We start from the raw sequence: 25,746 nt of genomic DNA, 5'->3' as shown, positions 1-25,746 counted from the left end.
CCCTCTCAAGCTTAGTGAAAGGGGCCGAATCCGTCCAGGAATTTCGGCTCCGCCAGGAGTTTCGGCTCCGCCAGGAGTTTCGGCTCCGCCAGGAGTTTCGGCTACGGGCGGGCGGAAGGCCGCGCAGGGCACCCTGCGCGGCGACGCGGCCGACGCGGTTACTCGGCGGGCTTCGGAGCCGGCGCGGCGGGACGTGCGGAACCGGCCCCCCCGCGCCCGGGCCGGGCGGGACGCTTCGGCGCGGCGATCAATCCTTCGCGGATGGCCTGCTTGCGGGCGAGCTTGCGCGCCCGGCGAACCGCTTCCGCCTTCTCGCGGATCTTGCGCTCGGAGGGCTTCTCGTAGGACTTCCGCGCCTTCATCTCACGGAAGACGCCTTCCCGCTGCAGCTTCCTCTTGAGAGCCCGAAGAGCCTGGTCGACGTTGTTGTCTCTGACGAAAACCTGCAAGGGATGTCCTTTCTCGAATCTGTCTCACATGGGGTCGGATGTCGGGCCGGCGTCACGGATCCATCGCACGACGCCTCGATGGTCACGCGCTGCGGATCCTGCCTTCGCGCACGGCGCGCTCGACCACTCCCGCCTTGATGCGGGAGAAGACCTCGCGCTCGGTTCGTCGATGTCGGGAAGAGTGTCCGAACGTGCGCCTTGACGGCGAAGGCGCGGCGGCCCGATTGTCCGGCGGATGTCAATAGCATTCATCTAGGGCCTGGATGGGGCGAATACAAGGCAGAGGCGGACAGTCGATCCTCGTGACAACCGGAAGAGCTTGAACAGACACGAAATAAAACCACTGTCCGACAGGGCTCCGCCTTGTCGTTATTGTTCCCGCTTCTGTTCTGTTTGCGCTTTGATCTTGCATTCATCCCGAACATCGTCCATATGATGGTCATCCAACCGACATGTTCGGCCTGCTCTCTGAAGCTCCTGATCGAGCGCCGAGCCCGCTTTCCGCATCTTTGAAGTTTGGTCGCTGCGTGGAACAACGCGGCGGATCCGTCGTTTTGCACCGCACGCGACATCATCAACGAACAATAACGTCTGCCCGGCGCGATGCCGGAGTCGACCAAGGACATCATGAAGACCATTTCCCATACCAAGCCCGCCAAGGCCCGCCTTCAGGCCTCGGCGACGACGCCACCCCGCAAGTCCAGCCTCACCTGGCAGCCGCAACAAAGCAGCCTCACCCGCGAAGAGATCCGGGCCATCATCCTCGAGCAGATCGGATAAGGGCGCCGGGGTCACGGGCGATCACGCCCGGGCACGATGGGGCTCCGCCCTATCCGTCATGGCCGGGCCTGTCCCGGCCGTCTCATGCTCCCACGGACACCCTCCGGCGTCATGGCACCCTCCGCCCTTCCTGCCACCCTCGCCACGTCATGGCCAGGCTTGTCCCGGCCATCCCGATCTTTTGGGGCGCGGCGCCTCTCATCATCGGGATCACCGGGACGGGCCCGGTGATGACATGGAGGGTGGTGTGAGCCGGTGGTGACTTGGCACGGACGCGAGCCGCAGCCGCTCGACCGGGAGGACCGCCCCGGAGGCCGATCGGGCGCGGCACAGTGATCCAGGGCCCGTTCCGGCGGCCGGAAGCGTGAGGAACATGGGCCGCCTTCCCGATCCATGAGTTGACGCAAGGTAAGCAGTCCCGCACAAGACCCCTGTCAGGGCGTGGAAGGGAGCATTCCGCGCCGCTCAACGATGCTGTTGCGGGAATGCTCTTCAACTCGTTCATCTTCCTGTTCGCCTTCCTGCCGGTCGCGCTGCTGGCCCATGGGGCCGTCGAGCGGTTCCGTCCCGCATGGCGGCTGCCCGTGCTGCTCGGGCTGTCGGTTGTCTTCTACGGCTACTGGGACTGGCGGTTCGTGCCGCTTCTGGCCGGCTCCCTCATGGTCAACTGGCTCGTCGCCAGGGCCTTCGTGCGCTCGGGGCGATCCGTCCTGATCCCGCTGGCGATCGCCGCCAACCTGCTCGTCCTGGCGGTCTTCAAGTATTTCAACTTCTTCATGGACCTCGCCGCCCTCGTGCCCGGGCTGCCGAGGCTCCACGTGGAGATCGCGCTGCCGCTCGGCATCTCGTTCTTCACGTTCCACCACATCATGTACCTGACGGATCTGAAGAAGGGCAAAGCGCCCCTGTACGATCCGGTCCGCTACGGCCTCTACATCGCGTTCTTCCCGCAGGTTCTCGCCGGCCCCCTGGTGCGCTGGAGCGAGATCATGCACCAGTTCGAGGAGCGGCCTTACCGGCGGCCCGACGCCGACGAGCGCATCGCGCGGGGGCTCATGCTGCTGGTCTGCGGCCTGGCGAAGAAGACCCTGCTCGGCGACCCGCTCTCCGAATACGTCAACCCGATCTTCCAGGCCGCCGCCGCCGGAAAGGCCGTCGCGCTGGGCGAGGCCTGGCAGGCGATGCTCGGCTTCACGTTCCAGATCTATTTCGATTTCTCGGGCTATACCGACATGGCGCTCGGTCTCGCGCTGCTCTTCGGCATCGTGCTGCCGCAGAACTTCGACGCGCCCTACCGGTCCGTGTCGCTGCAGGATTTCTGGCGGCGCTGGCACATGACCCTGTCTCGCTTCCTGCGCGACTACCTCTACATCGCCATGGGCGGCAACCGGAAGGGCCTGGCGGTGCAGCTCGCGGCCCTGTTGGCCACCATGACGCTCGGCGGCCTCTGGCACGGCGCCGGGCTGACCTTCGTCGCCTGGGGGGCCGCCCACGGGCTCGCGCTCGCAGCGGGCGTGCTGTGGCGGCGCGCCGGGCTCGCCATGCCGCGCGCGGCAGGCTGGGTCCTGACAATGCTGTTCGTGATGCTCACCTGGGTGCTCTTCCGCGCCACGACCTTCGACGCGGCGCTGCGGATCTACGAGGGCCTGATCGGCCTCGGCGGAGCGGACCCGTCGATCAAGTGGCGGACGATCCTGATCGCCGCGCTGGTCGCCGTGCTCGGCCCGACGGCCTGGGCCTTCGTGCACCGGATCCCGCCGCGCCGGGCCATCGCGGTCGTCTTCGCGGTTCTCCTGGTGGTCGTTCTGTTCAAGATCGGCGACGACGCGAATTATGAGTTCATCTATTTCCAGTTCTGACGCGGCCGCCCGGGCCATGGGGCGGACATCGCGGACGCGTTCCGGCATCTGCCCCGACGGGCCCGGTTTGCCGCACCGGCCGGAAAAGAGGTAGGAAGAAAGGCACGCGCCAAGACCGGAGCCTCCGGCTCCGTCCAAGCAGGGAGCACGCCATGGCGAAGAACACGATCTGCCTCTGGTACGACAAGGACGCCGAGTCCGCCGCCCGCTTCTATGCCGAGACCTTTCCCGACAGCCGGGTGACGGCCGTGCACCGCGCCCCCGGGGACTACCCGTCCGGCCGGGAGGGCGACGTGCTGACGGTCGAGTTCACGGTGGCGGGGGTGGCCTGTCTCGGCCTCAACGGCGGTCCCGCGTTCAAGCCCACCGAAGCCTTCTCGTTCCAGATCGCCACCGACGACCAGGCGGAGACCGACCGCTACTGGAACGCCATCGTGGGCAACGGCGGCCAGGAGAGCGCATGCGGCTGGTGCAAGGACCGCTGGGGCGTGTCCTGGCAGATCACCCCGCGGGTCCTGACGGAGGCGCTGGCGGCCGGCGGCGCGGAAGCCAAGCGTGCGTTCGACGCCATGATGACCATGCGGAAGATAGACGTCGCGGCCATCGAGGCGGCGCGGCGCGGAGGATGACCTGAGGTCCGCCCCGCTCAGCCGGAGGCGCGCACCTGCCGCCAGGCGGCCAGGATCGCGTCGGCGGAGCGGTCGATATCCTGCTCCGTGGCCGGACCCGAGATCACCGAGAGCCGCAGCACCCAGGCGCCCCGCCATTGCGACCCGCCGGCGAAGAGCGTCCCGTCCTCCTGGATGCGCCGGATCGTCCGCAGGGTCAGGGCTTCGCCGTCCGCCGCAGGGGCGTCGGGCCCGAAGCGGACGATCACCTGGTTGAGGGCCACGTCGTTGACGATGCGCAGGCCGGGCTCGCCGGCGAGGCGCCCGGCGAGGCGCTGCGCGAGCCGGCAATGCTCCTCGACCATGCGGGCGATCCCGTCGCGCCCGAGATGGTTGAGCATCGCCCAGGTGGCGAAGCCGCGGGCCCGGCGGGACAGTTCCGGCACATAATGGGACGGGTCGCGCTCGCCCTCGCCGATGACCGGCAGGTAGCTCGCCGCGCTGGTCATGGCGCGCCGGTGCGCGTCTGCGTCCCGGACGATGGCATAGCCGCAATCGTAAGGGGTCTGGAGCCATTTGTGCCCGTCCGTGGCCCAGGAATCCGCGCCCTCGATGCCGGCGGCCAGATCCGCCCGGGACGGGCAGGCCCGGGCCCACAGGCCGAAGGCCCCGTCCACATGCACCCAGGCGCCCTGCGCGCGGGCCCGAGGCACGATGGCCGCGTGATCGTCGAATGCCCCGGTGTTGATCTGGCCCGCCTGCGTGATCGCGATGGTGGGCCCGTGACAATGGTCGAGGGCCCGGGCGAAGACGTCCGGGCGCATGCGGCCCTGGCCGTCCGTGTCGATGCGCACGACCCGGTCGTGGCCGAGGCCCAGGAACTGGAGCGCCGAGAACACGGTCGCGTGGGCCTCGTCGCCGATGAGCACGTGAATGGGCGGGGCGCCGAACAGGCCATGGCGCTCCACGTCCCAGCCCGCCCGGCGCAGCACCGAGCCCCGGGCGGCCGCCAGGCAGACGAAGTTCGCCACGGTGGCGCCCGTGACGAAGCCGACCGAGGCCTCCCGGGGGAGATCCAGAAGATCGAGCAGCCACCCGGCCGCCACGGTCTCGGCGGCCGCCGCCGCCGGAGAGGCCGTGTGGTTGCCCGCATTCTGCCCCCAGGCCGAGGTCAGCCAGTCGGCCGCGACGCCGACCGGATGGGAGGCGCCGATCACCCAGCCGAAGAAGCGCGGCCCCGTGCTGGCGTGGAGCCCCGGCGTGGCCCGCCGGACGAGATCGCGGATCACCTCCTCGGCCGCCAGACCGGTCTCGGGCGTGGGCTGGGCGAAGGCCGCCAGGGCGTCCGGGTAGGTTTGCTCGGGGCGCTGGAGGCGTCGGCTGATGACGCTACGGAAGTCGGAGGCCACGGACGCTACGGTCTCGAACAGCGTGCGCGTCAGGCCGGCATCGGCCGCTTGTCTCCGATCCATGGCTCGGGCTCCGGGCAACCTTGCGCCCAGCATGACCCATCCCGGGGGCGATCACAACCGGAGCGGCCCGCCCTGTCCCGACGGTCGAGGCGTGACGCTTACGATCCGTTAACCACGATGGGAAATACTCACGAGACAATCTCAGGCTGGTTCGCAGCCGATCACGTCAGGGGCGGAGTACCAACAGGGAGCCCAATGAGTACCGAGAGAAATTCGGATCAGACGATGTCGGGTCCGCGGCTTGGCCCCGACGCGCGGGAGCAGATCGCCGCCCACCTCCAGGCCATCTTCGCGGAGATCGAGGGTCAGCCGATCCCGGACGATCAGATCGACCTGCTGCTCGCCCTGCGGCGGGCCGAGCGCGAGCTCGCGCGCAAGGAACCCTGACGGGAACGGATCCGGGATCGGTTGAAGCACGGCTCGTCATCGACCGAGCGGGCCGTTCCTCATGCCGCAGGTGCGACCCGGAACCCGAATGCGGCTCGCGGTGTTCCGTCTTGCCTGCCGTTTCGGCGTCTTCCGGAAAGCTCCCCTTGCCAGAACAGTTGCGTTTCCTCGTTGCGGAAAGCGAGCCGCCCGAAGCCCGGGAAAACCGCCGCGAGAGCGTCGGGCGCAGCTCGGGCGAAACCTATATCGACACCTTGCGCAGCCTCGCACCCGAGGCCGTCTGCCATCGCGTGAAGCCGGCCGACAGGGGCGCCGCGCTGCCCGACCGGGCCGGGTTGCGGGCCTACCATGCGGTGTTCGTGACCGGCTCGCCGCTCCACCTCTACCAGGACACTCCCGAGACGCGGCGGGAGGTCGACCTGATGCGGGCGGTGTTCGACGCAGGCGTCCCCTCCTTCGGGTCCTGTGCCGGATTGCAGGTGGCCACGGTGGCGGCCGGCGGCGCGGTGCGCCCCGGTCGCCGGGGCCGGGAGGCCGGCTTCGCGCGCCGCATCACGCTCACGGAGGACGGGCATCGGCATCCGCTCCTGGCCGGGAGGCCGGCCTCCTTCGACGCTCCGGCGTTCCACTCGGACGAAGTGGAGACGCTGCCGGAAGGAGGAACGCTGCTGGCCTTCAACACGGTCACCGAGGTTCAGGCCGTCGAGATCCGGCACGAAGCGGGCGTGTTCTGGGGTGTCCAGTACCATCCCGAACTCGACCTGCGCGAGGTCGCGGGAGCGCTGCGGCGTCAGTGCGACGACCTGGTCAGGGAGGGATACGTCGGCAGTTCCGGGGATCTCGATCACTATGCTTCCATGGTCGAGGCGCTCCACCAGGATCCCGACCGACGGGATCTTGCCTGGATGCTCGGGCTCGACGCGCAGGTCACGCAGGGAGAGCACCGCCTGACGGAACTGCGCAATTTCATTCGCTTCGCGGTCGAGGGTCGATAGCCGCCAGGAGTTCCGGTGCGCGGCGAGTTCCGGTGCGCGGCGAGTTCCGGTGCGCGGCGCAGATCCCGCAGGCGCGGCGCACCGGCGCCGCATCAGCGTCGTTCCAGGAGAACGTAGAGGCCGGGCACCGGGCGCCCCGCTTCGAGCCGGATGCGGCTCTCCACGGTCTCCAGGACGACGAAGTCCGTGGCCGTCGACCGGACGTGTTCGAGCGAATGGGCGAACCGGCCGGAGGGCTGCAGCGTGAACCCGTCACCGGCTGCGAGCTCGATGCTCAGGGCGAACAATCCGCCCGGCACCAGGGCCCCGGCGGCCGCGCGGAACAGCGGGCCGAGGTCGCCGAAATAGATCAGGGAATCCGCCGCGAAGACGAGATCGAAACGGTTCCGCGACGCCGCGAGATAGGCGGCGGCCTCCGCCTTGACGAGCTCGGCATAGCCGCCGCGCCTGGCGGCCTCGGCGAGCATGCCGGCGGAGAGATCGACCCCGATCAGGCTCGCCCCGAGGGGCGCCAGTTCCGCGGCGGCCAGGCCGGTGCCGCAGCCCAGGTCGAGCATGGTCCCGAAGCCGGTCCGGTGCCTGACCACGAGCGACGCCATCCGGCGCGGGGCTTCGTATTGCAGCGTCTCGAGCAATTTGCCGTCGAACTGGGGCGCGAACTGATCGAAATAAGTCTCGATGTACTCCACGGGAGCAGCCCTCATGGCTCGCCCGAGCACGGCGTCGAGCAGATAGCGCCTGACCGGATCGTCGGGCCTTTCCGCGAGCCTCATCCGGCCGATCTCCGCGGCGGCTTCGAGATGACCGGCGGCGCTGAGAACGGAGAACGCGTCGCGCGTGATGATCTCGAGATCCTCGCGGTCCTCGCCGGCGATTGCGGGATAATCGCGCAGGGCGTCACGGACCCGGCCCTCGATCATGGCCTGGAACGTCAGCGCGCGGGCGCGCTTCTGCCGGGTCGGCGGATCGAGCGGCAGCGTCAGGCGGACAGCCTCGTCGAACGCCCGCGCGCAGCCGGCGAAATCGGACGCGATGAAGGACAGATGCCCGAGGGCATAATGGGCAAGGCCGTTCACCGGATCGTGCGCGATGGACGCGCGCACAGCCGCCAGAGCGTCGTCGTAACGCTTCTTCCGGAACAGAAGCAGGCCGAGCCCGAGATGAGACGCGGCGGCCTCGGGCTTGAGCGCGATGGTGCGCCGGTAGGCGTCCTCGGCCGTCTCGGCGTCGTCCAGCCTGTCGGCCACGCCAGCGAGGGTCTGCCAGGACGGAGCGCTCAGCGGATCGAGGTCGAGGGACCGGCGGATCGCCGTCAGCGCCTCCTCGTCCCGGTCGGCGGCGCTGGAGACGCTCGCCAGATCGCGCCAGAGGTCCGGGTTCCCGGGCGCCAGGGACAGTGCGGCGGCGAAGCATTGGGCGGCCGCGTCGAACCGCCCGTTTTCCCAGTGAACGAGGCCGAGCTGACGCAGGGCGGGGGCCGGATCGCCGCACTGATCGACCATGCGGCCGAAATGCGGCAGGCTCGCCTGCAGGGTGGCGACGAGCGTCATCGTGACGGCGACGTCGGGAAGCTGAATGGTCGTCATGAAAAGGATCCAAATATCATTTGCGCCGGAGGCGGGCCATCGGATCAAGGATTAGCCGCGCTGGCTTTGCTGGACCTTGCAGGCCGACGCGGCACGGCGTGGAAACCCATGGACCTCGACCGTCAGGGGCGCGGGGCGACGGTATCCGGGTTGGACGGGATCGGCTTGATCGTCTCCTGGCTGGCGGCCCGTCCCGGGGCACTCTCCGGGTCGGAATGCGTTTCGCGCAAGGCGAAGAAAAGGACCACGACGGCAAGGGCAATCACTGCCAGTGCCGTCCAATTGCGAATGCCCATCGTGCTCTCCTGGCCCGAGGCTCGCGCATCGCGCGGAACCCTGGGTTGCGCGCCGAACGATGCGCCGGCATCGGAATCGATATCTGGAATTGACCCGGAAGCCTAACGTCGTCCCGGTCGATGCTTCAGGTCTGAACTCGAACGGGACAAGCTGGTTCCTCCGGCGCAGCCGCAATCCGGCCGCGTTTCCCGCCGCGATGGCCGCCGGAGTTCGAACGGCGGCTCCCGACGATCAGACACATCTGCAGAAAATTCGCCGGTGTGACGCGCTTCACAGCGCCATCCTCGACGGTGGTTCAAAGTCTCATCATCGCCAACGGAGAGAGCATCTCAGGCGGTCTCGAGAGCAACGCTTAACCCGAAGAGGAACCTACCATGGAAAACTTCCAGTTCTCTGAAAACGACATCTTCCAGGACGCCTTCAACACGGCCCTCGGCGGCAACGCGACGTCGGCCCAGGTGGCCAACATCACGGATGCCGACAAGCTTCTCGACGGCAGCCACGACTGGTTCGGCGGCGGCTACAACGAACAGCTCTCCTACAACGACATCGACCAGATGGCGACGAACACCGCCTACGGCGGCAGCGCGACCTCGGCTCAGGTCGGCGGCATCGTCGACAGCGACACGCTCGTCGACAACGGCCACAGCCTGGGCGTGTTCTAAAACCTCTCTCCGTTCGGAGCGCCCGCCAACCAGCGCACCGTGCGAAAAAGTGGACCCGGTTCTTCGCGTCGAACGGTGCGCCGGCCAAGAGTGGAGCATCGGACAATCGGGATCACCGGGACGAGCCCGGTGATGACGTGAGAGGGTGGCATGAGGCGGTGACAACACCCTCCCCACGTCATGGCACCCTCCGCCCTTCCCGCCACCCTCACGTCATGGCCGGCCTTGTGCCGGCCATCCCGATCGGAAGAGCGCGGCGCCTCTCGCATCGAGATCACCGGGACAAGCCCGGTGATGACGTGGAGAAGGTGGTCAGGTCCCGGACGATGCGCCCCTTGAGGCGGGGAGCATCGGATCGATCCCAAAAGTGGGTCCACTTTTCGCTGACGCGGCCCTCTGGGTCACGTCGATGCTCTGGCCCGGCGCCCCATCCCGGCCCTCTCAGCTCCCTGGGAGGGCCTTTTCGCATCCCGCGATCGTCTTCCACCGAGGCGGCTTTCGCGGCGGGATGACGCAGCAAGGCCCGATCGACACCGACTCTCCCCACGGGCGGCGTCGGCTTGTGACGCGGTTCACAGCCCTGGTGCCGAAAGTCGTTCAAGGTTCAACGATCGCCAACTGAGAAGATCTCTCGGGCGGTACTGGGCGCAACACCGACTTGAAAAGGACATTTCATGCCGAATTTTCAAATTTCCCTGAACGACATCAACCAGACGGCGGCCAATACGGGCGTCGGCGCCGATGCGTCATCCGCTCAACTCGCCACCATCCACGATCCCGATACCATCTTCGACACCGGCGACAGCTGGGACTGGTCGTCCGGCGGCCCGGAGATCAACGTCCAGCTCGACACGAACGTGGTCAACCAGACGGCGGTCAACACGGCCCTGGGCGGCGATGCGGAATCGGCCCAGGCGGCGGCCATCCACGATCCCGACACGCTCGTGGATTCCGGCAGCTACGATCACTCGCCGGACTTCAACTTTCAGATCTCCACCAACCTGATCAACCAGACGGCCGTCAACACGGCGGTCGACGTCGACCATCTCTTCCCGTTCGGGTAAGTCCTGCCGGAGTGGGAGCGTCATCGGCCGCGCGCCGATCACGCTTCCTCTTCATCGCGGCCCCGAGCCTGCGGGGCGGGTCGCGCTGCGGGCTCACGTCTCAACCGTGGACAGAGCCTGCCGGAGCTGCGCGGGATCGACCGCGACCTTGAGCACCGTTCCGCCGAAATCCAGCACGAGGACGGGGTCTCCGCCGCCCTGCTCGATCCGCGTGCTCAGGGGCTGCACCGGCACGCTCTTGGCATGATGGGGCCCGGCATCCGCCCCGAAGGTCCTGGGCGGCTTGCCCCTGTGGGTCCGCACCATCTCGCGGAGCAGGTCCGTCACGAGGGGCGTCGAATCGACCGCACCGATGAGGACCTCATATTCCCTGCCCGTATCGGCGCGGATTCCCAGCGCCACGATGGCGCCGTCGTCCGACACCTGGACCCGCCAGGCCTGTGAACCAATCCGCTTGACCAAAACCCGCTCTCCCCTATGCGCCGGCCGGCGCGGCCCGCATCGGCGCATCCCGGGCGATTCACCCTCGGGACGAGCCGACGCGCCTACCGATACCGCGCCGGACCGACTGCCTGTCAATCCCGGTCCTGCTGCCGGTTTCCGGCTCGCCGGCGCCGCGGGCCGATCACTGGGCCGTAAGGCTCGACGTGGTTTCGAGCCTCGTCACCGGGGGCGGGTTCCACTTGCCGGTCAGGACATCCGACATCGGCGCATAGAGCCTCATGGTCAGGTTGAACTCTCCCTTCGGGGCGGGAAGCCAGTTGGCCTCCTTGTCCTTGCCCGGGCTCTCCGTCTGGAAATACACGTCGAGCGAACCATCGGCATTGTAGGCGAACGGCATCCAACTGCTCACCGCGGAGCGGTTGAGGTCGTTGGGGATCGGGAAACCTTGAGGATCGTAGAGGGTGATGGACCAGAAGGCGCCGACCGGCGGCATGTCGTTCTTCTCGAAGTGGATCGCATAGCGGTTCGCTCCGTCGAGCGGCCTGCCCTGCTCGTCGCCCAGATTGAGCGGGTAGACCGCATCCTGCGGCAGATTCGCGCCGAGTCCGAACTGCGCCACGATCGCGCGCTTGAGGTAGTAGTTGCCGTAGACGCCCATCGTGTCCGTGTTCATCGACCAGCCGTTCGCCACGCGGGCGAGCGTCTTCACCTTCCACTCCATCAGCTTCTGGGCGCTTTCCGGCGCGGCTTCGAGCGCTTTCCTGATCACGGAATCGATCCTCTCCGCATCGAAGCTCTTGCCTGCCTCGATACCGATCCGCTTCATGCGGGCGAGGATCGGCTGGTCGGTTTCATGGGGTCCGTTGGTCTTCAGGAGTTCGGCCGCATAGGTGAAATATCTGAGCGCCGGCATGGTATCGACCTGCACTTTGGGCGGCGTCTTCATGTCGACGTTCGGGTCGATCTTCACCTCGGGCGCCTTCGGGGGCCGTCCCCATTCGGACAGGGGTGTGATCTTGAACCCGGCCTGGATCTTGTGAACGGCCTCGTAGTCGGGCGGACCATCGGTCTTGGTGCGGCCGATGATCCAGACATAGGGGGTCGGCGCGTCGATGCGCTGCGTGCCGACTGGCAGGCGGAACTCGTCGAACCGTTCGCGCAGATCGGGCCGCCAGGTGGCGGGCGCGATCAGGAATTCGCCGGCCCGGGTGCCGGTCGTGCGCCAGCCCGGGGATGCGAACACGTCCGTCCACATGTCCAGCATCGGCAGGAGGTAGTAGCGGCCGCCCGTGTCGGGCACCGAGACGACGACCGGCTCCTTGGCGAGATCGAGATAGGCGACCGAGTAGAGCGTATCGAAGTTCGGCCGAACGATGATCTTGTCCTCGGGAGGCGGATAGGCGGCCACGTTGTTGAACATGTTCATCGGACCCTGGCCGGGCCGCTTTCCGGGCTCGATGTTCGTGAAGACCTTGCGCGTCACGTCCATGGTGACGAGCGGGTAGAAGTACACATAGGCCTCGACGGCAATATCCTGCGCCTCCTGCTCGGTGATCGCGAAGGCGTTCGTCGTGGCGCTTGCGATCCCGACGGCGCCCGTCAGGAGCATGAGGCCAGACACGATGATGGGATGGTGGAGAAGCCGGGACATGGATGGTCACTCCCTGGTCAGCGCCCGTGCATTGGGCATGGAATCCGGCGTGGCTTGCCGAGATATCGACGGGTGGGGACGGTGCGCCGCGACGGCATTGCTGTGAGACGCACCGGTTCCTGAGCATTCGGGCATCGCGCGGGAATCGTACCATCATCCCTCATGCGTGCGAATCAGGGCATTCCCTGAATGTCGCGCAGGGATAACCCTGAAATCGTGCCGGTGGGCTCTCCGATCGGGTCGCTGGAGGTCGGTGCGAACGGTCACCAGGCGGTCCCTCCTCCGTCGCGCCTGTTCCGTGCTCGCCGCGCCCGTGCGACCCTCTCCCGCCGGCCCGCCCAAGAGGCTCGTGATTCCGTCATCGGGATGTCACGGGTTCGATGGCAGGTGACCGGCCAGGAGGAACAGGATCCATGAAGCCCATTGCCATTTTGAGTACGCTCGCCGTCTCCCTGCCCGCGCTGCTCGGACCGGCCGCCGCCCAGGAGAAGACCCTGACCGGCGAGCGCACCACCGTGGTCGCCCATCGCGGCGCCAGCGGCTATCTCCCCGAGCACACCCTCGAGGGCTACAAGCTCGCCATCGAGATGGGCGCCGACTTCGTCGAGCCCGATCTCGTGGTGACGAAGGACGGCGTGCTCGTGGCCCGTCACGAGCCGATGCTGAGCGGCACGACAGATGTTTCCACCCGACCGGAATTCGCGTCCCGCAAGACGACCCGCAAGGTCGACGGCGTCGACACGACCGACTGGTTCGCGGGCGACTTCACCCTGGCCGAGATCAAGCAGCTGCGCGCCAAGCAGGCCATGGCGGATCGCGACCAGTCGAAGAACGGCCAGTTCCAGATCCCGACCCTGGACGAGGTGATCGACCTGGTGAAGACGGAATCGGCTGCCCGCGGGCGCAGCATCGGCATCGCGCCTGAGACCAAGCATCCCACCTTCCATGCGGCGATCGGCCTGCCCATCGAGGATCGCCTCGTGGCCGTGCTGACGAAGGCCGGCTGGACGGACAAAGACGCGCCCGTCGTGATCCAGAGCTTCGAGACGGCGAACCTCAAATACCTGAACACCCGGATCGACGTGCGCCTGGCGCAGCTCGTCGACGGGGCCGACGTCGACAAGGACGGCAGGATGGTCATGGAGTCGCCCTACGCGCAGCCCTACGACTTCGTGGTGATCGGCGACAAGCGCACCAACCAGGACCTCCTGACCAAGGAGGGGCTGGCCGAGGTGAAGACCTATGCCGACATCATTGCGCCCTGGAAGCCCTACATCCTGGCGAGCCGGCAGGTCGACCGGAACAGCGACGGCAAGCCGGACGATCTCAACGGCGACGGCGCGATCGACGAGCGCGACCGCGTGCTCACCGAGCCCTCCAGCGTCGTCAGGGACGCCCATGCGGCCGGTCTTCAGGTGTTCACCTGGACGTTCCGCAGCGAGCCGAAGCGCCTGGCATCGGACTTCAAGGGAGACCCGGCGGCGGAGTACAAGGCCTTCTATGCCCTGGGCGTGGACGGTCTCTTCAGCGATTTTACCGACCATGCGGTGAAGGCGCGCTGACGCTTTCCCGCACCGACGACGGCGCTCCGGCTCCGGCGTAGGCCGGAGCGCCGCCGTTTGCCGGCCCGCCCGGCGCGACAATCGGCGTGGTTCCATGGCAGGGCGTTATGTTATCCTTGCCCTCGGGGGCCACCGGGCCTTCGACACCACAACGGATCGAGGCCGGGCCGAACCCGGTCGAAGTGGGGAAAATGTCATGGAGACCACAGTCCTCGGCGTCCTGAAGAAGGCCTGCGACCTCGTCGGCAGCGGGCAATCCCTCGGGATTATCGAAGCGATCAGCTCGCTCCGGGAGGAGGCCAGCGGCCGGACCCGGGATCTCGCCTATTACGCCGTGCTCGAGACCGCGATGGTCAGCCGCGGCGATGCGTCCCTGGCGATGCTCGCCGGCGGAGACCGGACGGAAACCGCGATCGAGCTTCTCCAGTCGACCATCCGGCGCATCAGGGCCGCGCTGCACTGAAGCCGCGCGCGTGCCCGGACGAACGATGGCGTCGGTCCCCCCGGCCGCGGAGCCGCCGGGAGGGTGTCATGGACGACGGCCGGATCAGTCGATCTGAACGCCCGCTTCCTTCACGACCGGGGTCCACTTGGCGATCTCCGTCTTGACGTGCTCGCCCAGGGCCTCCGGCGTGGAGCCGACCACGGTGGCGCTGAAGGTCTTCAGCCGCTCCTGCACGGCCGGATCCTTCACGGCCTTGAGAGCCTCGGCATTGAGCCGGTCGATGACCTCCCTGGGGGTCTGCGGCGGAGCGAACAGGGCATTCCAGGAATAGGTCTCGTAGCCGTCGAGCCCGCCCTCGGCGATGGTCGGCATGTCCGGGAAGGACGGCACTCGCTCCTTGGTGGTCACGGCGATCCCGCGCAGCGTTCCCGCCCGGATGAACTCGGAGGCCGACGGCAGGTTGTCGAACATGATCGGCACCTGGCCGGCCACCACGTCGTTCAGGGCCGGGCCTGAGCCGCGATAGGCGATGTGCTGCATGGACACCTTGGCCATGCTCTTGAACAGCTCGCCGGACAGGTGCAGGGGCGTGCCGACCCCGGAGGAGGCATAGTTGTACTTCGACGGATCGGCTTTCAGCAGCGCGATCAGCTCCGGCACGGTCTTGGCCGGCAGGCTGGGATGCACCACGAGCACGTTGGGCACGACCACGAGCAGCGAGATCGGCGCGAAGTCCGTCACGGCGTCATAGGGCTTGCGCTTGAGCATGAGCGGGTTCAGCGCGTGGGTCGCCACCGTGCCCATCAGGATCGTGTAGCCGTCGGGCTCGGCCTTGGCGACCCGGGCCGCCCCCGTGCTGCCGCCGGCGCCGGCGACGTTCTCGATAATCACCTGCTGGCCCAGCCCTTCGGACATCTTCTGGGCGATGATGCGGGCGACCACGTCGGTGGAGCCGCCGGCCGCGAAGGGCACCACCATGGTGATCGGGCGGACCGGGAAGGTCTGGGCGGCGGCGGGGGCCAGGTTCAGGGCCGCTCCGGCCAGGAGGGCGCCGCCGGCGAGAAGGGCTTGGCGTCGGGTTGGTTTGGTCACGATCAGGTCTCCCATGGTGCGAGGCCGGCGGCGGGGGCCGCCCATGGGGTCTCACATAACCGACAGGCGGGTCATGTCCATGACTTTGCAACCCGCGGCCGTTGAACTCTGCTTGATCGAGCGCGCGCCGTGGAAGCCGCGCCGGCTCGGGCCGCCCTCAGCAGGAGATCTGGGCGCCTGTCATGTGGACCGGCGTGATGGGCCTGACGTCGCGGCCGGCCACGGAACAGGTCAGGCGCGCCTCGGACCGGCATTGCGGCCCCTTCGGCGGCCCGACCCGCGGCCCGACGGCGAACTGGACCGTCACCTCGCCGGGCGCCGTTTCGAGAAAGCCCTCGACGGACGACAGCCAAGTCTGCCCGACCACGTCCTCGGTGGCGCGCGCCTCGTTGAGCGCCTGCTCCACGCACGCGGCGGCCGCATCCTTCGGCAGCAGGGGTTCGACGACGATCGGCTTCGCGATCGCCGCAGTCGTTTCCACATCGGGCGCCGCCTGCGTCGCGGCGACTTGCGGATCGGAGGCCGGCGCACCGCTCCGGAATCCGTTGATCGTCGTGAGCGCCAGAACGACGAAAACGCCGATCTGGATCGGGATCCGCTTGAGTTTCCCCAACAGGGGCCCGCGGCCGAAGAGGATCGGCCCGTAGAGATGCAGGAAAACGGCAACGAGGGTGAGGAGAATGAGGAAACGCAGCATAATGGATCGTGCCCGCGCGGTATCGTGCGAAATGAACGGTTTGTCCTGGGAACTCGCTTAACCTAACGCAGGATCCCCGCCGTCGCATGCGGCACGTGCCATTTCCCGTTCGTATGGTGAATGATCCGTTAACGCCCCGCACCCTGCCGCGCGTCGGTGCGAGGACGCGGCCGCGCCCATCACATTGTCAACACATTGGCGGGCCATGCGCGGTGGTGCATTCCGACGTCCGACAAGACCGATATTGCGGCGGAATGTAAGCCTAAGATGTTTTTCCAAGGGGCATTTCGAGAATGACGACACCAACCAATTTGGAAGCCTACTTTTTGCAGCTCGTCAACGAGGCGCGCACCAGTGCCGGCGTCAAGTCGCTGACCTTCGACGGCGAACTTCTCGATTCCTCCGACGCTCACAGCGCATGGATGGATCAGACCGACACGTTCTCGCATACGGGCGTGAACGGCTCGAGCGCTGGCACCCGCATGACCACGGCCGGCTACGGATGGCAGGGCTGGGGCGAGAACATCGCCTATGTGAGCGGCGACCTCACCGAGGCGACCGTGCGCCAGCTGCACACCAATCTGATGAACTCGCCGGGCCACTATGCGAACATCGTCAACGGCTCGTACGAAGAAATCGGCATAGGCCTGAAGGAAGGTACGATCAACGGCTACAAGGTCGTGTTCGTGACGCAGAACTTCGGAACGCCGAATGCCCTCGAGCGGGCCGAGGCGGACGATGTCGGCACCACGATCCCGACCACTCCGACGACGCCCACGACCACCGGCCAGTCGATCGTCGGCAACAGCTCCAACAACACGCTGTACGGCACGTCCGGGGACGATACCCTCAACGGCAATGGCGGCCGGGACGTGCTCTGGGGCGGCCAGGGCAAGGACACCTTCGTGTTCGACACGGCCTCGGAAGCCAACGGCGACACCGTCAACGACTTCGTTCACGGTTTCGATAGGATCAGCCTGTCGGGCATCGACGCCAACACCCGCGTGTCAGGAAACCAGGCGTTCACGCTCATCGGCGCGCAGGGCTTCCACAAGGTGGCCGGCGAGTTGAAGGCGTATCAGTCGAGCGGCAACACCTATGTGGCCGGCGACGTCAACGGCGACGGCACGGCCGACTTCACGATCAAGGCACTCGGGGCCCACACCTTCATGGCCGCCGACTTCGTGCTCTGACGACAAGGGCCCCCGGCCCTGCCGGGGGCTCACGGTCCTCGACGCGTCAGGCGCGCTCTTCCCAGAGCTTGGCGAGTTCGACGATGGTCGTCACGGCCTTCTCCATGTCCTGGCTGCTGACGAACTCGAGCGGCGAATGGAAGGCGTGGCCGCCGGCGAAGATGTTCGGGCATGGCAGCCCCATGAAGGACAGGCGCGAACCGTCCGTTCCGCCCCGGATGCTGCCGCGCACCGGTTCCATGCCGGCACGCCGGATCGCCTCCACGGCGTATTCGACGATCTCCGGCTTCCGGTCGAGCACGACCTTCATGTTGCGGTACTGCTCCTTGACCGTGAAGGTGTGGCTGGAGCCCGGATAGGCCTGCATCACCTCCTTGACGATGCCCTCCAGGAGCGTCTCCTTGCTCTTGAGCCCCTCCTCCGTGAAGTCGCGGATGATGAAGCCCAGGCTGGCTTTTTCCATCACGCCGGTCACGCCGGTCGGATGGATGAAGCCGTCGCGTCCCTTCGTCGTCTCGGGCGCCATCTCTCGCGGAAGGCGCGCGATGATGTCGCCGGCGATCCGGACGGCGTTCTCCATCTTGCCGAAGGCGAAGCCCGGATGGATCGCCACGCCCTTGATGGCGATCTCGACCGCGTCGGCCGAGAAGGTCTCGTCCTCGATGGTGCCGGCCGTCTCGCCGTCGAGCGTATAGCCGAAATCCGCCCCGAGCTTCTTCAGATCCACCTTGTCCACGCCGCGGCCGATCTCCTCGTCGGTGGTGAAGAGGATACGGATCGTGCCGTGCCGGACGTCCGGGTTGTTGATCAGGAACTCGGCCGCCGCCATGATCTCGGCGATCCCCGCCTTGTCGTCGGCGCCAAGCAGCGTCGTGCCGTCCGACGTGACGATGTCGTGGCCGATCAGGTCGTTGAGCACGGGATGGTCCGCGACACGGATGACCTGGCTCGCGTCACCCGGCAGCCGGATGTCGCCGCCCTGGTAGTTGCGGATCACCTGCGGCTTCACGCCGGTGCCGGAGAAGTCCGGCGCCGTGTCCATGTGGGCGCAGAAGCAGATGACCGGTACGTTGTTCTTGCTCGTGGTCGCCGGGATGGTCGCATAGACATAGCCATGCTCGTCGAGATGCGCGTCGGAGATCCCGATCTCCTGGAGCTCCTCGACCAGCAGGCGGCCGAGATTCTTCTGCTTCTCCGTCGACGGCTGGGACTGGGATCTGGCGTCGGACTGGGTATCGATGACGACGTAGCGGAGGAAACGGTCGGTAACGCTGGCGGCCATGGCTCGTGATCCGTTCTGCGAGGAGGTGACGGAGTTGTAGCGGGACAATGCCGCTCCGGGAATGGGCGGCGGGAAATTTCTTGCCCTCGCGCCGCCCGGCCGATCAGACACGCACCAGCGCCGCGGCACCGCACAGCCCCAGCAGGCCGAGCGCCGCGGCAACGAAGACGCCATCCCGCCCCCGGAACGCAGGCGCGTTCATGATCGTGCGCGGCGCATCGGGGCCGAGCCCCCTCGCCTCCATGGCGATCGCAGTGCGGCCGGCGCGACGGATCGCAAAGGCGAGCAGCGGGATGACGAGGCTCATGAGTTCGACGGGGCCGGGAATCCGCCGCAGGCGGCGTCCGGACTTCATGGCGCGGGCCAGGCGCATCTGCTGCGCCTCGCCGGCGAGGTCGGGCACGAGCTGCATGGCGGCGAACAGCGAGTAGCCGATGCGCGGCGGGAGCTTCGCGTGGTGCATGAGGGCGCGCACGAAGAGCCCGGGATCGGTGGTGAGCGCGAAGAACACCGAAATCATGCCGCAGGCGAGCGCCCGCAGGAACAGGGTGATGCCCGCCGAGACGTCCGGCGACGCGAGAAGAGACTCGCCCGCCATGAGCAGGGCGAAGTCGCTCTCTCGGCGAAACAGCAGGCTGGTCGTAAGGAATCCGAAGCCGAACAGGGCGAACGGCACCATCAGGGCGAGCAGCGCCACGGGCGAGGCGCGATGGACGACGACGAGCGCGAGCGCGGGCGCCAGGATCGCCGCGAGCTGGAACCGGGGATCGAAGACCAGAACGGCGGCGACGAGCCAGACGCAGCAGACGGCGAGCTTCGAGAGCGGGTTGAGGGATGTCAGCATGGAACCGGCGCCCCCATCCGCAGGGCCGCGGCCTTGAGCCATCGCGTCGCGGCAGCCGATCCGGGCTCCGTGAGCCCGGCGCGCGCCAGAAGAGCGCCGTCGCTCATCAGCTCCTGTGTCGGGCCGTCGGCCAGGATCCCTCCCTCCCCCACCACGATGGAGCGCGGACAGAGCCTCAACGCGAGGTCCATGTCGTGAGTGATCAGCGCGATGGTGCGTCCGCTCTCGCGCAACGACAGAATTTCCCGCATGAGCAGCGCGGCTCCGGACGCGTCGAGCCCGGCCATGGGCTCGTCGAGCACGAGGAGCGGCCAGCGGTCGGAGAGCGTGAGCGAGGCCAGGGCGAGCTTGCGCTTCTGGCCCTGCGACAGCTCGAAGGGATGGTGTTGTGCAAGCGCCGCGAGCCCCCAGGTATCCAGCGCCGCCGCCGCGCGCCGATCTTTCTCGTCCCCCGTCAGCCGCGCCGGCAGCGCGGTCAGCAGCTCCTCATGCACGGTGCCGGCGGTGAACTGGTTTTCGGCGCGCTGGAAGGCATACCCGCCCGCCGGGCCCCGGCGTGTGCCGGCCTTCAGCGGCAGGAGGCCCGCGAGACACAGGCCCAGCGTGGATTTGCCGGCCCCGTTTCGCCCCAGCACGCCGAGCATCTCGCCCTCGCGGAGCGCGAGGTCGACGCCGCGCAGCACGGTCGGGCCGAGGAACGGCGCGCACTCGGCCTGTCGCAACTGCACGAGCGCGGGGGTCTCGCGCAGGATGACGGAGGGACCGACGGAGGCCACGAAGGCTTCGACGGCGGGACGCGCTTTGTCGAGGCAGGCCGGAGATGCCGCCTCGGGATCGAGATGCGCGAGCGCTTCCGCGACGGACAACGGGGCGACGGGCGCCGCGACGCCGGCGCGCATCAGCTCCGCATCGAGGGCGCTCGACGCGGGGCACCAGATTCCGTGGGACTGCAGCAGCGCGCGCTCCTCACGGAAGACCCGGCGCGGGTCGCCCTCGGCAACAACGGTTCCGCCGCGGCCGAGCACGACCACGCGGTCGATGGATTCGATCAGTCCATCGAGCCTGTGGTCGACGATGAGAACGGTCCGTCCGCCCTCGCGGGCGATCAGCAGCGCATGCAGGCGCCGCGCGGCCTCCGGGGCCAGATGCGCCGTGGGCTCGTCGGCGACGAACAGCGGCGCGTCCTGGATCAGGGTGGCGGCGAGAGCCACGAGCTGGCGCTCCCCGCCCGAGAGCTGCGCCGAGGGACGGTGGCGCCATTCCTCGGGCACGCCGACCTTCCGCATGACCTCCGTGACGGCCCGCGCGATGACCTCCGGCGGCATGGCGCGGTTCTCGAGCGCGAACGCGAGTTCGTCCTCCACGCGCATGCCGCAGAGCGTCTGGTCCGCGTCCTGAAAGTACTGGGCCACATGGCGCGCCCAGTCCCAGGGCTTTCGCGAGCCGGCATCCCGGCCGAAGAGACGGATCTCGCCTTTCACCTCCGCCGGGATGCTGTCGGGAACGAGACCCGTCAGCGCCAGCAGCAACGTCGACTTGCCCGAGCCCGACGGGCCGAGGAGGAGCACCCGCTCGCCCTGCCGGACCTGGCAATCGACGGGCCCGATCGCAGGGCGCCCGGCGAAAGGATAGGCAACCTCGACCCCGCGCCACTCCGCGGCGGGTTCAGGCGGCGGCGGAGCGCTTCTCGACATCGATCGCAAGGCCCGCGAGCGCGCCCGTCCTGTAGAGTGCCCGCACGATCACATGGGCGAGCCACCCGCCGAGGAGCGCGCCGCTCGCGCAGCGCAGCGCAAACATCGCGATGAGCAGCGCCGGCTGCAGGGCCCCGTAATCGAACCGGATCCAGGTATAGACGTAGGAGAAGATTGCCGCGCCCACGCCCGCGGCCATCAGCACCGGCAGCGAGTAGTTGCGCCAGCGGGTTGCGGCGAAGACGGCTTCGGCACCCGCGCCCTGGACGATGCCGCTGACGATGAGCAGCAGGCCGGCCGGACTTCCCAGCAGCACCTGCACGGCAGCCGCGAGCACTTCGGCCGCTAGGGCCGCGCCGGGCTTGCGGATGATGGCGGCCGCCACCATCGAGGCGACGAACCAGAACCCCATCACCACGTCCATCGTCAGGGGGCCGAACACCGCCTGGGCGATCAGCCACACCTGCACCCAGCCGAGATAGAGCACGGCGAACACTGCGCCGATCACGGTGACGATGAGGGTCTCTCTCAATGTCCAGCCACGGGTCACGGACATGACAAGCTCCTTGATGTGAGGCGAATGTATTGTGCGAGGACTTACGCTTTGCTCGGGCTGTTCGCCGAGACCTTTAGATCGAGCGCCACATGCCCCTGCGGGGCGCCGAAGCGCAGGAAGGCTTCGCTCAGGGTGGCGAAGACCGGGCCGGCATCGCCGCGCAGCTTGGTGCAGAAGTTCTTCGAACGGTCGAACACGCCCGATGCCTTGAGAAAGTCGATACAGCCGTAGATCTCGTCCATGTGGTGCCCGCTGCCGAGCGGATAGAGCGAGAACTGCGCGGCCACGACCTGGCCGGTCGGCGGCGCCGCCTCCACGTGCCGGACGGCGGACGCGATGCGCGCCGCGAGAGGCTGATCGTGGCTCGAACCGGTGATCGGCGTGCAGATCGGGTCGTCGGGTTCGCCCGGACAGCCGCGCGAGACGGTGGCGGCGAGCACGCAGTGAACGCCGCGGCGGGACGCGGCGAGGAACAGGTCGCGCATGGCCGGGAACAGCTGCTCCGGCGGGCCGACGATCAACGTGGAGACGTCGTCCGTTTCGATGCGGACATTGGGGCGATACGGTTCAAGCGCCCCGATGGCGCCGAGGATGACGTCGACGAAATCGTCGGTCATCGGGTAGAGGGAAATCTGTGCGCCGGAAAACATCGTCACCTCGCTCCGCTGGCATTACCCAGATCAGCTTGAGGGTCCAACGGCTTCGCGCCGTCATCTCAGCCCCGGCTATACGGAGCACCCCTGATTGATGAGACCTGCTTAGCACCTTCCGTCGTTCCATGGCAAGCGGGTCGCACGCCTGCTGGCGACGGGTCGCGACAGCTACTGCACGGTGACCTGATCCTTGATCCGCTCGAACGCGGTGCGGCGCACCACCCTCTTGGTCACCAGATCCTCCACGGACTTGTACGGGCGCCCTCTCACGATCGCGCGGCCGAGGGATCCTGCACCTCTCAGAGTGTTCAACTGCTCGACGGAACCTTTGTTGAGATCCACGAGGGCCGAGGCGGATTCGCCGGCAGGCACATAGGACGCCGTGCGGCTCGCCTGCTGCGTGACAGTGCCGGTCATGTTCATGTCGGCGGGCGCATCCGCGGGTGGCTTGGCCGCTCCTGTTTTGGTCGCTCCCGTCTTGGACGATTGTCCGATGATGGCTTCGAACTGCTTCAGAACGGCGAGGGACTGATCGCGAGAGGCGCCCAGGGAGGCAGAATCGATGACCGGCTCGGCGAGGAAGGACTCCGGATCGTCCTCGTCGGGATCCGGCGGAGACACGATGGCGGGCCGCTTCACGGGCAAGGCAGCCGGCACCGATGCATCCGCGTCGGCCACCTGAAGGGGTTCGGCCCGATCCGCGGGAGCGGCGGGGCGCGTCTCCACGATGACGGTCTCCGGCGGCGCCACGGACACCATGCCCTCTGCGGCTGGACTGCCCGCCTGGAAACGCCACAGCGCCAGCCATCCGGCACTCATGAGGCCGATCACCAGAAGAATGCGCATCGCCTGAAGGGCCGCATTGTCGCGCGGCTCCTGTGGCGTTTGGGTCCGGGACAGATCGCCAACCTGCATGGGGTCCTCGCACATTCACTCGACGACGGAGCCTTGGTCCGGCCTTAGGGCTAGAGAGGGTATGTGGCGCAGACGTGGCAATCGACGCCGCCCGCGTGACTTCAACGGCAATTCCGGATAGGCGCGCATCTCTTCCGAGAGCTGCCGAAGAGAAGGGGAAACGTCATCACCTTGCGAAACGGCGCGTCTAAACCGCCCGCACCCGCGCCGGCGCGCCGATGGCGCATTCGAGCGCCGCACGGTCCCAGTGCCCCGCGTCGGCCGCGGCATTGTAGGTCGCAACGAGGAAGTCGAGCAGCAGCGCATCCGGATCGGCCGATTGGCGCACCGTGTCGTAGGGCAGAATGAACTCTCCCAGCGTGGTGTCGAACGAAGCACCCTGCGGCACGGCGGCCTCGCGGAAGCCCGGCGGCTCCGGATAGGCGTAGGAGTAGAAGGCCGGCTGCGGGAAGGCATCGCTGCCGGGCCAGAATCCGGCACTCGAGACCTCGTGCGAATAGGCCTCGCGGGTCACCGGATCCGGGAGCCCGGGCACCCCTCCCGGATGCAGGGGCGCGGTCCGCCCGGAGAAGCGCGTCACCGCGAGGTCAAAGCTGCCCCAGAAGAAGTGCACCGGTGAGGACTTGCCCACAAACCCGCTGCGAAAAAGCTTAAACACCCGGTCCGCCTGAACGAGCGCGCGCCAGAAGCGATGCGCGGCGTCCGGGTCGTAAGAGGCATGGACGCGATCCTCGGAGAAGCGGATGGGATCCGCCACCTCGTTCGGCATCTCGTTGATGGCGACTTCGATGCGCAGATCCTCCAGGACGGCGCGGATCCGCGCATAGAAATCCGCCACGCTCTGGGGCTGCAGCGGCAGCTCCCGCTCCTCGCCGCTGCTCATGCGCATGCGCAGGAGGTGGGACAGGAAGTCGAACTCGATCTCCAGGATTTCGTGCCCGACGGGCATGGACGACGTGCCCAGCCCCCTTGCGGTCACGTAGAGCGGCACCTGCCAGCCGTGATTGAGCCAGGGCGAGAGCGACAGCCGGATCTTGCCGACGATCTGTGTCCAGAGCTGGAGCGTCGCCGCCGTGTCGCGCCAAACGGGATAGGACAGTTCAGGCCAGGAAGCATTGCCCATCGAGCGCCTCTCCTGAGGAACGAAGATGATGCAGAGATAGCGCATCGTGCGGAAAAGTGGACCCGGTATTCGCTGGCGCGGCCCTTCGGGTCACTGGCGTGGCCCTTCGGGTCCGCGAAGAACGATGCGCCATTTAAGGAATTGAGCATCGTTCGAGGTGGACAACCCGGGCGGCCGTCGCACCCTTGCCGCACAAGGCTGGAGCAGGCAGCCGTCCGGTGGGAGGGCCTGCCGCTCCAGCGTCTGTCGTCGCTACGCGGCGGGGCGCATGCCCGCGGCGATGGAGGTCGGGATCTCGATATCGACCTCGAGGGTCGACACGGAGGCGCCGCGATCCATCTTGATCTGAACGTTGTCCTGCGGCACCGCCATGTGCTTGGCGATCACCGCCATGATCTCCTCCCGCAGGATCGCCACGAGATCGGACTCGGCCCCGCCCACGATGGTGCGCTCATGAGCGAGCAGAACCTGAAGCCGCTCGCGGGCAACAGGCGCGGACGTGTTGCGCTTGAAGAAGCTGAAAAGGCTCATGCGGCCCTCCGTGAGAAGAGTTTGCTGAACAGGCCGCGCTGCTTCTGCACCTCGACGACCGTCTCGCCCTGGAGCTTGCGCACGGCATCGAGATAGGCGCGGGCCGGCGCCGAATTCGGGCTGCCGAGCGTCACCGGCGCGCCGAGGTTCGACGAGCGCAGCACTTCGGTGCTCTCGGGAATGATGGCGAGAAGCGGGATCGAGAGGATCTCCAGCACGTCCTCCACCTTGAGGATCTCGCCGCGCTGCGCGCGGGCATTGTCGTATCGCGTGAGCAGAAGATGCTTTTCGACCTGCTCGCCCTTTTCGGCCTTCTCCGTCTTGGAATCGAGCAGGCCGATGATGCGGTCGGAGTCGCGGATGGAGGAGACTTCCGGGTTCGTCACGACAACGGCGACATCCGCGTGGCGCATGGCGAGCGTGGCCCCGCGTTCGATGCCGGCCGGGCTATCGCAGATGATCCAGTCGAACTTCTCGCGCAGTCCGTTGATGACGCGCTCGACGCCCTCCTCCGTGAGGTTGTCCTTGTCGCGGGTCTGCGAAGCAGGGAGCAAAGACAGGGTCTCGACGCGCTTGTCGCGGATGAGCGCCTGCTCCAGCTTCGCATCGCCCTTGATCACGTTGATCAGGTCGAACACCACGCGGCGCTCGGCACCCATGATCAGATCCAGGTTGCGCAGGCCGACGTCGAAATCGATCACCGCCACCTTCTGGCCGCTCTGCGCCAGCGCCGCGCCCAGGGCCGCGGTCGAGGTCGTCTTTCCGACACCGCCCTTGCCCGATGTCACGACAAGTACTTTCGCCATCCTTGGTTCTCCTCGCCCTACAATGCTGCTCCTGCGACGGCGTCACCAGCAGGTTCCCCGGAAGAACCGCAGAACATGTTCGGAGAGCGGAGGCGG

General features: G+C 67.5%; 27 protein-coding genes and 1 riboswitch. Of the genes, 10 read left to right on the top strand and 17 right to left on the bottom strand.

What is annotated here, in order from left to right:
- Positions 1–158 precede the first annotated feature (158 nt).
- The gene (gene rpsU / locus OCW50_RS01450; protein ID WP_262270101.1) at positions 159–449 is read right to left on the bottom strand and encodes a 30S ribosomal protein S21; all 291 of its coding nucleotides are present in this window, start codon (positions 447–449) and stop codon (positions 159–161) included.
- 627 nt (positions 450–1,076) lie between these two features.
- Here rpsU and OCW50_RS01445 point away from each other — a divergent pair.
- From OCW50_RS01445 to OCW50_RS01435, 3 genes are all read left to right on the top strand, one after another.
- Positions 1,077–1,229, top strand: a complete 153-nt coding sequence (locus OCW50_RS01445) for a hypothetical protein (protein WP_262270102.1) — start codon at positions 1,077–1,079, stop codon at positions 1,227–1,229.
- A gap of 485 nt (positions 1,230–1,714) precedes the next feature.
- A complete protein-coding gene (locus OCW50_RS01440) occupies positions 1,715–3,088 on the top strand; it encodes an MBOAT family O-acyltransferase (protein ID WP_262296172.1) in 1,374 nt (457 codons plus the stop codon).
- A gap of 152 nt (positions 3,089–3,240) precedes the next feature.
- A complete protein-coding gene (locus OCW50_RS01435; protein ID WP_262270104.1) occupies positions 3,241–3,717 on the top strand; it encodes a VOC family protein in 477 nt (158 codons plus the stop codon).
- A 17-nt stretch (positions 3,718–3,734) separates the two neighbouring features.
- Here OCW50_RS01435 and OCW50_RS01430 read toward each other — a convergent pair whose 3' ends face one another.
- Positions 3,735–5,168: a pyridoxal phosphate-dependent decarboxylase family protein gene (locus tag OCW50_RS01430; RefSeq protein ID WP_262296171.1), complete on the bottom strand. Its 1,434-nt coding sequence runs from the start codon at positions 5,166–5,168 to the stop codon at positions 3,735–3,737.
- Positions 5,169–5,363: 195 nt separating this feature from the next.
- Here OCW50_RS01430 and OCW50_RS01425 point away from each other — a divergent pair, with 195 nt between their 5' ends.
- Positions 5,364–5,555, top strand: coding sequence for a hypothetical protein (locus tag OCW50_RS01425; RefSeq protein WP_262296170.1), 192 nt, complete (start codon positions 5,364–5,366; stop codon positions 5,553–5,555).
- A 146-nt stretch (positions 5,556–5,701) separates the two neighbouring features.
- Positions 5,702–6,550 carry a type 1 glutamine amidotransferase gene (locus tag OCW50_RS01420; protein ID WP_262270107.1) on the top strand — a complete coding sequence of 283 codons (849 nt, stop codon included), beginning with the start codon at positions 5,702–5,704 and terminating at the stop codon, positions 6,548–6,550.
- Positions 6,551–6,642: 92 nt separating this feature from the next.
- Here the strand turns inward: OCW50_RS01420 and OCW50_RS01415 are convergent, their stop codons facing one another.
- Entirely contained in the window at positions 6,643–8,136 is a 1,494-nt protein-coding gene (locus tag OCW50_RS01415; protein ID WP_262296169.1) for a tetratricopeptide repeat protein, read from the bottom strand.
- A 122-nt stretch (positions 8,137–8,258) separates the two neighbouring features.
- The gene (locus OCW50_RS01410) at positions 8,259–8,432 is read right to left on the bottom strand and encodes a hypothetical protein (RefSeq protein ID WP_262296168.1); all 174 of its coding nucleotides are present in this window, start codon (positions 8,430–8,432) and stop codon (positions 8,259–8,261) included.
- Positions 8,433–8,807: 375 nt separating this feature from the next.
- Between OCW50_RS01410 and OCW50_RS01405 the strand changes: the two genes are divergently transcribed.
- A complete protein-coding gene (locus OCW50_RS01405; protein ID WP_262270110.1) occupies positions 8,808–9,098 on the top strand; it encodes a hypothetical protein in 291 nt (96 codons plus the stop codon).
- Between the two features lie 674 nt (positions 9,099–9,772).
- Positions 9,773–10,162 carry a hypothetical protein gene (locus OCW50_RS01400; RefSeq protein WP_262268543.1) on the top strand — a complete coding sequence of 130 codons (390 nt, stop codon included), beginning with the start codon at positions 9,773–9,775 and terminating at the stop codon, positions 10,160–10,162.
- A gap of 93 nt (positions 10,163–10,255) precedes the next feature.
- On the opposite strand, the gene OCW50_RS01395 is transcribed toward OCW50_RS01400, so the two are convergent.
- Entirely contained in the window at positions 10,256–10,624 is a 369-nt protein-coding gene (locus OCW50_RS01395) for a hypothetical protein (RefSeq protein ID WP_262268542.1), read from the bottom strand.
- Between the two features lie 163 nt (positions 10,625–10,787).
- The gene (locus tag OCW50_RS01390; protein ID WP_373371279.1) at positions 10,788–12,257 is read right to left on the bottom strand and encodes a DUF1254 domain-containing protein; all 1,470 of its coding nucleotides are present in this window, start codon (positions 12,255–12,257) and stop codon (positions 10,788–10,790) included.
- A gap of 413 nt (positions 12,258–12,670) precedes the next feature.
- Here OCW50_RS01390 and OCW50_RS01385 point away from each other — a divergent pair, with 413 nt between their 5' ends.
- Together OCW50_RS01385 and OCW50_RS01380 are read left to right on the top strand one after the other, a co-directional pair.
- The gene (locus tag OCW50_RS01385) at positions 12,671–13,819 is read left to right on the top strand and encodes a glycerophosphodiester phosphodiesterase (RefSeq protein ID WP_262296167.1); all 1,149 of its coding nucleotides are present in this window, start codon (positions 12,671–12,673) and stop codon (positions 13,817–13,819) included.
- 196 nt (positions 13,820–14,015) lie between these two features.
- A complete protein-coding gene (locus OCW50_RS01380) occupies positions 14,016–14,282 on the top strand; it encodes a hypothetical protein (protein ID WP_262268540.1) in 267 nt (88 codons plus the stop codon).
- A gap of 84 nt (positions 14,283–14,366) precedes the next feature.
- Here the strand turns inward: OCW50_RS01380 and OCW50_RS01375 are convergent, their stop codons facing one another.
- Both OCW50_RS01375 and OCW50_RS01370 read right to left on the bottom strand, forming a co-directional pair.
- Positions 14,367–15,371 (bottom strand): Bug family tripartite tricarboxylate transporter substrate binding protein, encoded by a 1,005-nt coding sequence (locus OCW50_RS01375; RefSeq protein ID WP_262268550.1) that lies wholly within the window; start codon positions 15,369–15,371, stop codon positions 14,367–14,369.
- 142 nt (positions 15,372–15,513) lie between these two features.
- Positions 15,514–16,053 (bottom strand): hypothetical protein, encoded by a 540-nt coding sequence (locus OCW50_RS01370; RefSeq protein ID WP_262268539.1) that lies wholly within the window; start codon positions 16,051–16,053, stop codon positions 15,514–15,516.
- A gap of 293 nt (positions 16,054–16,346) precedes the next feature.
- Here OCW50_RS01370 and OCW50_RS01365 point away from each other — a divergent pair, with 293 nt between their 5' ends.
- Positions 16,347–17,246: a CAP domain-containing protein gene (locus OCW50_RS01365; protein WP_262296166.1), complete on the top strand. Its 900-nt coding sequence runs from the start codon at positions 16,347–16,349 to the stop codon at positions 17,244–17,246.
- A gap of 46 nt (positions 17,247–17,292) precedes the next feature.
- Here the strand turns inward: OCW50_RS01365 and pepT are convergent, their stop codons facing one another.
- The 9 genes from pepT to minD all read right to left on the bottom strand — a co-directional run bounded on the left by pepT (position 17,293) and on the right by minD (position 25,650).
- Complete coding sequence (pepT, locus tag OCW50_RS01360; RefSeq protein WP_262296165.1) at positions 17,293–18,528, bottom strand: peptidase T; 1,236 nt, start codon at positions 18,526–18,528, stop codon at positions 17,293–17,295.
- Between the two features lie 103 nt (positions 18,529–18,631).
- Complete coding sequence (locus OCW50_RS01355) at positions 18,632–19,372, bottom strand: energy-coupling factor transporter transmembrane component T family protein (RefSeq protein WP_262296164.1); 741 nt, start codon at positions 19,370–19,372, stop codon at positions 18,632–18,634.
- On the bottom strand, positions 19,366–21,066 hold the full coding sequence (locus OCW50_RS01350) for an ABC transporter ATP-binding protein (protein WP_262296163.1): 1,701 nt from the start codon (positions 21,064–21,066) through the stop codon (positions 19,366–19,368). The genes OCW50_RS01355 and OCW50_RS01350 overlap by 7 nt, the downstream gene beginning before the upstream one ends.
- On the bottom strand, positions 21,038–21,622 hold the full coding sequence (locus OCW50_RS01345; protein ID WP_262268534.1) for an ECF transporter S component: 585 nt from the start codon (positions 21,620–21,622) through the stop codon (positions 21,038–21,040). The genes OCW50_RS01350 and OCW50_RS01345 overlap by 29 nt, the downstream gene beginning before the upstream one ends.
- 41 nt (positions 21,623–21,663) lie before the next feature.
- Positions 21,664–22,272, bottom strand: coding sequence for a YkoF family thiamine/hydroxymethylpyrimidine-binding protein (locus tag OCW50_RS01340; protein WP_262296162.1), 609 nt, complete (start codon positions 22,270–22,272; stop codon positions 21,664–21,666).
- Positions 22,263–22,374, bottom strand: a riboswitch (TPP riboswitch). Its footprint overlaps the gene before it by 10 nt.
- A 69-nt stretch (positions 22,375–22,443) precedes the next feature.
- The gene (locus OCW50_RS01335; protein ID WP_262296161.1) at positions 22,444–23,190 is read right to left on the bottom strand and encodes a ComEA family DNA-binding protein; all 747 of its coding nucleotides are present in this window, start codon (positions 23,188–23,190) and stop codon (positions 22,444–22,446) included.
- Positions 23,191–23,377: 187 nt separating this feature from the next.
- Positions 23,378–24,313, bottom strand: coding sequence for a DUF5996 family protein (locus OCW50_RS01330; protein ID WP_262296160.1), 936 nt, complete (start codon positions 24,311–24,313; stop codon positions 23,378–23,380).
- A 252-nt stretch (positions 24,314–24,565) separates the two neighbouring features.
- Positions 24,566–24,844, bottom strand: a complete 279-nt coding sequence (gene minE, locus OCW50_RS01325) for a cell division topological specificity factor MinE (protein WP_173948874.1) — start codon at positions 24,842–24,844, stop codon at positions 24,566–24,568.
- A complete protein-coding gene (minD, locus tag OCW50_RS01320) occupies positions 24,841–25,650 on the bottom strand; it encodes a septum site-determining protein MinD (RefSeq protein ID WP_262268530.1) in 810 nt (269 codons plus the stop codon). The genes minE and minD overlap by 4 nt, the downstream gene beginning before the upstream one ends.
- Positions 25,651–25,746 lie beyond the last annotated feature (96 nt).

The sequence above is a fragment of the Microvirga sesbaniae genome, from assembly GCF_025460805.1.
Taxonomy (GTDB): Bacteria; Pseudomonadota; Alphaproteobacteria; order Rhizobiales; family Beijerinckiaceae; genus Microvirga; species Microvirga sesbaniae.
Note: the sequence above shows the minus strand (reverse complement) of the source record. Positions and strands in the feature narration are given on the sequence as shown.

Coding starts and splice junctions, on each gene's coding strand:
- OCW50_RS01425 (WP_262296170.1), top strand. CDS start 5,364: ATGAGTACCGAGAGAAATTCGGATCAGACGATGTCGGGTCCGCGGCTT.
- OCW50_RS01440 (WP_262296172.1), top strand. CDS start 1,715: ATGCTCTTCAACTCGTTCATCTTCCTGTTCGCCTTCCTGCCGGTCGCG.
- OCW50_RS01405 (WP_262270110.1), top strand. CDS start 8,808: ATGGAAAACTTCCAGTTCTCTGAAAACGACATCTTCCAGGACGCCTTC.
- OCW50_RS01355 (WP_262296164.1), bottom strand. CDS start 19,372: ATGCTGACATCCCTCAACCCGCTCTCGAAGCTCGCCGTCTGCTGCGTC.
- minE (WP_173948874.1), bottom strand. CDS start 24,844: ATGAGCCTTTTCAGCTTCTTCAAGCGCAACACGTCCGCGCCTGTTGCC.
- OCW50_RS01370 (WP_262268539.1), bottom strand. CDS start 16,053: ATGCTGCGTTTCCTCATTCTCCTCACCCTCGTTGCCGTTTTCCTGCAT.
- OCW50_RS01385 (WP_262296167.1), top strand. CDS start 12,671: ATGAAGCCCATTGCCATTTTGAGTACGCTCGCCGTCTCCCTGCCCGCG.
- OCW50_RS01380 (WP_262268540.1), top strand. CDS start 14,016: ATGGAGACCACAGTCCTCGGCGTCCTGAAGAAGGCCTGCGACCTCGTC.
- OCW50_RS01345 (WP_262268534.1), bottom strand. CDS start 21,622: ATGTCCGTGACCCGTGGCTGGACATTGAGAGAGACCCTCATCGTCACC.
- OCW50_RS01330 (WP_262296160.1), bottom strand. CDS start 24,313: ATGGGCAATGCTTCCTGGCCTGAACTGTCCTATCCCGTTTGGCGCGAC.
- OCW50_RS01340 (WP_262296162.1), bottom strand. CDS start 22,272: ATGTTTTCCGGCGCACAGATTTCCCTCTACCCGATGACCGACGATTTC.
- OCW50_RS01430 (WP_262296171.1), bottom strand. CDS start 5,168: ATGGATCGGAGACAAGCGGCCGATGCCGGCCTGACGCGCACGCTGTTC.
- minD (WP_262268530.1), bottom strand. CDS start 25,650: ATGGCGAAAGTACTTGTCGTGACATCGGGCAAGGGCGGTGTCGGAAAG.
- OCW50_RS01435 (WP_262270104.1), top strand. CDS start 3,241: ATGGCGAAGAACACGATCTGCCTCTGGTACGACAAGGACGCCGAGTCC.
- OCW50_RS01365 (WP_262296166.1), top strand. CDS start 16,347: ATGACGACACCAACCAATTTGGAAGCCTACTTTTTGCAGCTCGTCAAC.
- OCW50_RS01350 (WP_262296163.1), bottom strand. CDS start 21,066: ATGTCGAGAAGCGCTCCGCCGCCGCCTGAACCCGCCGCGGAGTGGCGC.
- OCW50_RS01400 (WP_262268543.1), top strand. CDS start 9,773: ATGCCGAATTTTCAAATTTCCCTGAACGACATCAACCAGACGGCGGCC.
- OCW50_RS01335 (WP_262296161.1), bottom strand. CDS start 23,190: ATGCAGGTTGGCGATCTGTCCCGGACCCAAACGCCACAGGAGCCGCGC.
- OCW50_RS01410 (WP_262296168.1), bottom strand. CDS start 8,432: ATGGGCATTCGCAATTGGACGGCACTGGCAGTGATTGCCCTTGCCGTC.
- OCW50_RS01445 (WP_262270102.1), top strand. CDS start 1,077: ATGAAGACCATTTCCCATACCAAGCCCGCCAAGGCCCGCCTTCAGGCC.
- pepT (WP_262296165.1), bottom strand. CDS start 18,528: ATGGCCGCCAGCGTTACCGACCGTTTCCTCCGCTACGTCGTCATCGAT.
- OCW50_RS01415 (WP_262296169.1), bottom strand. CDS start 8,136: ATGACGACCATTCAGCTTCCCGACGTCGCCGTCACGATGACGCTCGTC.
- OCW50_RS01375 (WP_262268550.1), bottom strand. CDS start 15,371: ATGGGAGACCTGATCGTGACCAAACCAACCCGACGCCAAGCCCTTCTC.
- OCW50_RS01390 (WP_373371279.1), bottom strand. CDS start 12,257: ATGTCCCGGCTTCTCCACCATCCCATCATCGTGTCTGGCCTCATGCTC.